Origin of the sequence: Micromonospora sp. NPDC049004 (assembly GCF_040649315.1) — a bacterium.
GTDB lineage: Bacteria > Actinomycetota > Actinomycetes > Mycobacteriales > Micromonosporaceae > Micromonospora.
Genome location: NZ_JBEZFG010000004.1, coordinates 606882 through 613193, shown reverse-complemented (window position 1 = coordinate 613193; position 6312 = coordinate 606882). Strand labels below are relative to the sequence as shown.

6 protein-coding genes are annotated in these 6312 nt (G+C 74.5%); 2 read left to right on the top strand and 4 right to left on the bottom strand.

All coding sequences use genetic code 11. From position 1 onward, the window contains the following. Positions 1–130: 130 nt before the first annotated feature. Together recG and AB0B97_RS16165 are read right to left on the bottom strand one after the other, a co-directional pair. Entirely contained in the window at positions 131–2329 is a 2199-nt protein-coding gene (gene recG, locus AB0B97_RS16170; protein ID WP_357494253.1) for an ATP-dependent DNA helicase RecG, read from the bottom strand. Next, positions 2326–3939, bottom strand: a complete 1614-nt coding sequence (locus AB0B97_RS16165) for a DAK2 domain-containing protein (protein ID WP_357494251.1) — start codon at positions 3937–3939, stop codon at positions 2326–2328. The genes recG and AB0B97_RS16165 overlap by 4 nt, the downstream gene beginning before the upstream one ends. Positions 3940–4214: 275 nt before the next feature. Here AB0B97_RS16165 and rpmB point away from each other — a divergent pair, with 275 nt between their 5' ends. After that, positions 4215–4406, top strand: coding sequence for a 50S ribosomal protein L28 (rpmB, locus tag AB0B97_RS16160; RefSeq protein WP_007456456.1), 192 nt, complete (start codon positions 4215–4217; stop codon positions 4404–4406). Between the two features lie 94 nt (positions 4407–4500). Here the strand turns inward: rpmB and AB0B97_RS16155 are convergent, their stop codons facing one another. Both AB0B97_RS16155 and AB0B97_RS16150 read right to left on the bottom strand, forming a co-directional pair. Then, positions 4501–4962, bottom strand: a complete 462-nt coding sequence (locus AB0B97_RS16155; protein WP_357494249.1) for a GNAT family N-acetyltransferase — start codon at positions 4960–4962, stop codon at positions 4501–4503. A 29-nt stretch (positions 4963–4991) separates the two neighbouring features. Then, entirely contained in the window at positions 4992–5981 is a 990-nt protein-coding gene (locus tag AB0B97_RS16150) for a thiamine-phosphate kinase (RefSeq protein ID WP_357494247.1), read from the bottom strand. 96 nt (positions 5982–6077) lie between these two features. On the opposite strand from AB0B97_RS16150, the gene AB0B97_RS16145 reads away from it, so the two are divergent. Further along, positions 6078–6311 carry an Lrp/AsnC ligand binding domain-containing protein gene (locus tag AB0B97_RS16145; RefSeq protein WP_007456453.1) on the top strand — a complete coding sequence of 78 codons (234 nt, stop codon included), beginning with the start codon at positions 6078–6080 and terminating at the stop codon, positions 6309–6311. Position 6312 lies beyond the last annotated feature (1 nt).

The window sequence follows — 6312 nt, the reverse complement described above, 5'->3', positions numbered from 1 at the left end:
CGTCGACCACCCGGTCGACGCGCCCTCGGTCTGTGCAGATGATCAACTCGGCAACCAGGAAACCGGGGTGTCACCGTGGCCGGAACACCCCGGTTTCCGGGAAACCGGATGGGGTCAGCAAGCAGCGCGCCTAGCCCTTCTCCAGGTACTCCGCGCGGTCCTCGTCGACGAGCGCGGCGACCGACGCGGCCAGCGCGGGGTTGCGGGCCAGCTCCGGGTCCTCCTCGATGAGGGTGATCGCCTCGGCGCGGGCGTCGCGGATCAGGTCGGCGTCGCGGCGCAGGGACAGCAGGCGTAGGTGCGAACGGTGCCCGGACTGGGTGGCGCCCAGCACGTCACCCTCACGGCGCTGCTCCAGATCCAGCTCGGCGAGCTTGAAGCCGTCGCCGGTGGACGCCACCGCGTCCAGCCGTTCCCGCGCCGACGAGCCCTCGGCGGCCTCGCTGACCAGCAGGCAGAGCCCGGCGGCGGCACCCCGGCCGACCCGACCGCGCAGCTGGTGCAGTTGGGAGACACCGAACCGGTCGGCGTCCAGCACGATCATCACGGTGGCGTTCGGCACGTCGACGCCGACCTCGATCACCGTGGTCGCCACCAGCACGTCCAGGTCACCGGCCGCGAAGGAGCGCATCACCGCGTCCTTCTCGTCGGCGGGCAGCCGGCCGTGCAGGACCCCGATCCGCAGCCCGTGCAGCGGCCCCTCGGCCAGCAGCGGGGCCACCTCGGTCACGGCGAGAGGCGGCCGGCGCCCGTTGTCGTCCTCGGGTGGCGGCTCCTCGTCGGACGTCGGGCCGTCACCGATGCGCGGGCACACCACGTACGCCTGGTGGCCGGCGGCCACCTCCTCGCGCAGCCGCCGCCACGCCCGGTCGAGGAAGGCCGGCTTCTCGGCGGCCGGCACCACGTGCGAGGCGATCGGCGAGCGACCCCGGGGCAGCTGGGAGAGTGTGGACACCTCCAGGTCGCCGTAGACGGTCATCGCGACCGTGCGCGGGATCGGCGTCGCCGTCATCACCAGCGTGTGTGGGGGCTGGTCGGCCTTGGCGCGCAGCGCGTCACGCTGCTCCACGCCGAAGCGGTGCTGCTCGTCGACCACCACGAGACCCAGGTCGGCGAAGTCGACGCCCTCGTAGAGCAACGCGTGGGTGCCGAGCACGATCCCGGCGTTGCCGCTGGCCACCTCGGCGAGGGCCCGTCGGCGGGCTGCCGCGCCCAACGAGCCGGTGACCAGCTCCACCCGGGTGGCGTGCTCGGCGGAATCCAGCTCACCGGCCCGGCCCAGCGGCCCGAGCAGGTCGAGCATGCCCCGGTGGTGCTGGGCGGCCAGCACCTCGGTGGGGGCCAGCAGCGCGGCCTGCCCGCCCGCGTCGACCACCTGGAGCATGGCCCGCAGTGCCACCACCGTCTTGCCCGAGCCGACCTCGCCCTGCAACAACCGGTGCATCGGGTGCGCTGCGGCAATGTCCTCGGCGATCTCCGCGCCCACCTCGCGCTGGCCGGCGGTCAGCTCGTACGGCAGTCGGGCGTCGAACGCGTCCAGCAGCCCACCCGCGCGCGGCGGGCGGGGCCGGGCCGGCCAGTCGGCGGCCCGGTGCTTGCGCTGCACCAGCGTCACCTGGACGGCGAACGCCTCGTCCCACTTGAGCCGGTGTCGGGCCCGGTAGAGCTCCTCCTTGGTGGACGGCCGATGGATCTCCCGCAGGGCGGCGCCCAGGTCGACGAGTTTGCGGCTGGCCCGCACGGCGGCCGGCAGCGGGTCCTCCGGCGGGGTGAACGTGTCCAGCACGACCCGTACGCAGCGGGCGATCACCCAGGTCGGGACGGCCGCCGCCGCCGGGTACACGGGGATCAGCGCGCCGGCGAACTCCTCGATCTCGTCGCTGACCGCCGCCTCGCCTTCGCCGCCCTCGCCGAGCAGGACGTACTCCGGGCCGTTGAGCTGGCGTTTGCTCCGGAACTCGGTGACCTTGCCGGCGAACAGCCCCCACCGGCCCGGACGCAGCTCGCGCTCGCGCCACGCCTGGTTGCCGAAGAACGTCAGCGTCAGCAGGCCGCCGGAGCCGTCGCCGACGGTCACCTCCAGCAGGTTGCCCCGGCGCTGGCGCATCGGGCGTACGGCGGTGCGCTGCACCTGGGCCAGCACGGTGACCTGCTCACCGACGTCCAGCGACCGGATGTCGGTGTGCTCGCCGCGCTCGTCGTAGCGGCGCGGGAAGTGGTAGATCAGGTCACCCGCGGTGTGCAGGTCGAGGTGGGTGGCCAACGCCTTGGCCGTCTTGTCCCCGACGAGCTTCTTCAACGGGGTGTCCACAGTGGCCGGCTCGCTCATTCGACCCCCACCAGAAGCGGATAGAACGGCTGACCGCCCGGGTACGCCTGCACCTCGACGAACGGCCAGCGCCGCGCGACGTGCGCGCGGACGGCATCGGTGAGCCCGGCGGGGGCGTCCACCCCGGCCAGCAGGGTGACCAGCTCCCCGCCACCGCCGAGCATCCGGTCGACCACCGCGGCGCAGGTGTCGGTGAGATCGGTGCCGATCAGGTGCACCTCCCCCTCGACCAGCGCCAGCACGTCGCCGGGGCGGCACGGGCCGGCGACCGTCAGCGCCTCCCGGCTGGCATGGCAGACCTCGGCGTAGCGGCAGGCGCCGGCCGCCTCGGCCATCGCGATCACGTCGTCCTCGAAGCGGCGGGTGCCGTCGCGGACCGCCAGGGCCGCGAGGGCCTGCACCGGCGAACGGGTCGGCACCACGCTCACCTTGATGCCGTGCCGGTGCGCCTCGCGGGCCGCCGCGCTCGCGACCGCCTCCGTGTTGGGATCGTTGGGCAGCACCACGACCCGGGACGCCCCGGTGCCGCGCACGGCGTCCAGCAGCTCACCCGTGGACGGGTTGCCGGGCACCACAGTCGCGCCCTCGGCGGCGAACAGCTCCGCGATCCCGCTGCCGGTGGCCACCACCACGGCGGCCCGACCGTCCTCGCTGGGGCCGGCGGACGGCTCGGGCTGGTCGGCGAAGCGGGTCACCGAGATCCGGTACGGGCGGCCGGCGGCGACCCCGGCCTCGACCGCCGCGCCCACGTCGTTGACGTGCACGTGCACGTTCCAGGTGCCGCCCGGCTCGCGGCCGTCGCCGACGACGACGAGCGAGTCACCCAGCGCCTCCAGGGTCCGGCGCAGCACGGCCACCGCGTCGGCGGGGGCGTCGAGCAGGAACTGCACCTCGTAGGCGTACTCCGTCGAACCGGTCTCGCGCGCGACGGTGGCCGCCGGGCGGGCGGTGCGCGGCGGCGGCGCGAGCCCTGTGGCGCTCTCCCCGGTGAGCACCTCGACCAGGGCGTCGAGCAGGACGCATAGCCCGCGCCCGCCCGCGTCGACCACCCCCGCGCGGGCCAGGGCCGGCAACTGCTCGGGCGTACGGGCCAGGGCCTCGGCCGCGGCCCGCGCCGCGCCGCGCGCCACCGCGGGTAGGTCGTCGCCGCCCACCTGCTCGGCCCCGGTGGCAGCCGCGGCGACGACGGTGAGCAGGGTGCCCTCCACGGGACGGCCGACCGCCGTGTACGCGGCGGCGGTCGCGGCCCGCAGCGCGACCGCCAGTGCCTGCCCGCGCACCACCGGCACGGCGACGACGGCGTCGGCGAAGCCGCGCAGGATCTGCGACAGGATGACCCCCGAGTTGCCCCGGGCGCCGAGCAGCGCGCCCTGGGCCATCAGCCGCAGCGCGTGCCCGTGGGCGGTGGGGCCGCTGTCGGGGAGGGTGTCCAGGTCCATCGACAGGGCCTGCTGGGCCGAGGTGAGGGTGAGCACCAGGTTGGTGCCGGTGTCGCCGTCGGGCACCGGATAGACGTTGAGCTCGTCGATCTCGCCCTGGTGGCGCTTGAGCGCGGCCAGCCCGCTCGCGCACCAGCGGCGGACCGCGGCGGCGTCGAGGGTGTCCAGCACGGCCAGAAGCCTACTGTTGCGCACCGACACGCGTCGGACTCGTCCGGCGTGTCCGCCCGCGCCCGGTCCGACGGCGCTCCCGGGCCGGGCCGACGCCTCCGGTACGGTTGCCGCCGGGCCGGCCCACCGGCCCACCAGCAGGCCCGGGCCGGGCCGTGCACGACCGCCCGACCGGGCCGGTTGGCCGGGTCGGCGGGTCATCGGGTAACCTGACCAGGTTGCCCGGGCAGCGCCTGCCGGCGACCTCATGAACGTTTCAATCCCAGGAGTATCCCGTGGCTAGCGTGTGCGACGTCTGTGGCAAGGGACCGGGCTTCGGCCACAACGTGTCCCACTCGCACCGGCGGACCAACCGCCGCTGGAACCCGAACATCCAGTCGGTGCGTACCCCGGCCGGTGGCGGCAACACCAAGAAGTTGCAGGTCTGCACCTCGTGCATCAAGGCCGGCAAGGTCACCCGCGCCTGACGCGGCAGCACCAACTCTTCTCGTTCGGCTCAGCCGGCGGACCCCTGCGGTCCGCCGGCTCTGTCGTGTCCGCGCCCGGGTGGGCGCCTGCCGCTCAGAGCGTGCGGCCGAAGGAGACGCAGCCCTCCGCGTCCTTGTAGAAGCCGAAGTTCGGGATCCGGTCATAACCGGCGGACGCGTACATGGCGATCGCCTCGGGCTGTTTGTCCCCGCACTCCAGGACCATCCGCTTGCGGCCCTGCTCGCGGGCCGAGCGCTCGACGGCCGCGAGGACCGTCCGGGCCACGCCGCGACCACGGGCCGCCGGGGCGGTGTACATCCGCTTCAGCTCGGCGGTGTCCGCACCGTGGCTGCGCCAGCCGCCGCAGCCGACCGGCTCACCGGCCAGGTAGGCGACGAGGAACGCGCCGTCCGGCGGCTCGAATTCGCTCGCGGCGACCGGGGTGTCGTCGCCGGTACCCCCGTAGCGGGCACCGAGGTCGGCCAGCGCGGCCCGGATCAGCTGCTGCGCCACCGGCGCGTCGAACCGCACCACCCGGATCTCGATCTCACTCACGGTGTCCAGAATACGGCCGGCGCGCGGCGTCACCGGAAGTGGTCCCAGCCCCGGGGCCCGTCGTAGGCGCCGCCGTCGACAGTCACTCCGGCACCCTCCGTGACCAGGCCGATGGGTCGCCACTCCGGCGGCAACGCCACCGTCGCGGGAAAGGTCGCGGCCAGCGCGTGGTCCTCGCCACCGGCCAGAATCCAGGTGTACGGGTCGACGCCGAGCGCCCGCGCGGCGTCGGCCATCTGCCGGGGCACCTCGAACGCGCCGCGGCGCACGTCGATCGCCACACCGCTGGCCTGCGCCACGTGCCCGAGATCGGCGAGGAGCCCGTCCGAGACGTCGATCATCGAGGTCGCGCCGAGCTGGGCGGCCTGCGGCCCGGCCGGGTAGGCGACCTGCGGCCGCCGGTACGCCTCGACCAGCAGCCGGGGTGTGCGAAATCCCCGGCTGAGCACGGTCAGCCCGGCCGCCGCGTACCCGATGCGACCGGCCAGGGCGAGCACGTCCCCGGGGCGGGCGCCGGAGCGCACCACCGGCGCCCGGCCGGCGAGGTCGCCCAGGGCGGTGACCGCGATGGTCAGGGTGGGGCTGGCCGACATGTCCCCGCCGACGACGCTCGCGCCGACAGTGGCGGCCTCCGCGGCCAACCCGTCGGCCAGGCCCTCCGCCCAACTCGTCTCCAGGTCGGCGGGCATGCAGAGGGCGACCAGCAGGGCTGTCGGGGTGGCGCCCATCGCCGCGACGTCGGCCAGGTTGGCCGCCGCGGCCCGGTGACCGACGTCGCGCGCCGAGCACCAGTCCCGCCGGAAGTGCCGTCCGTCGACAAGCACGTCCGTGCAGGCGACCACCCGGGCGTCCGGCGCGGCCACCACCGCCGCGTCGTCACCCGGGCCGAGCACTGTCGTCGGGCCCATCGCCAATCGGGCGGTGATCCGCCCGATCAGCCCGAACTCGCCGATCCCGGCCACGCTGGCGCCACCGCCGGCGTTCGGCCCGTACTGCCCGGCACCGCCGCGCTCGCTCACCGCTGCTCCTTGACCACCGATAGGGATCAGACCTGGTCCGTAAGGTAGTTTCACCCTTCGGGCCGCTCCCGGGCGGCGACGGACGGAGGTCGAGTCGTGGTACAGGCGTACATCCTCATCCAGACCGAGGTCGGCCGCGCACGTGACGTGGCGGGTCTCATCGCGGACATCGCCGGCGTGGTACGCGTCGACGCCGTCACCGGGCCGTACGACGTGGTCGTCCTCACCGAGGCGAACACCGTCGACGAGCTCGGCAAACTCATCGTCAGCAAGGTGCAGATGGTGCCCGGCATCACCCGCACCCTCACGTGTTCGGTGGTGCGGCTGTAAG

Coding starts and splice junctions, on each gene's coding strand:
- recG (WP_357494253.1), bottom strand. CDS start 2,329: ATGAGCGAGCCGGCCACTGTGGACACCCCGTTGAAGAAGCTCGTCGGG.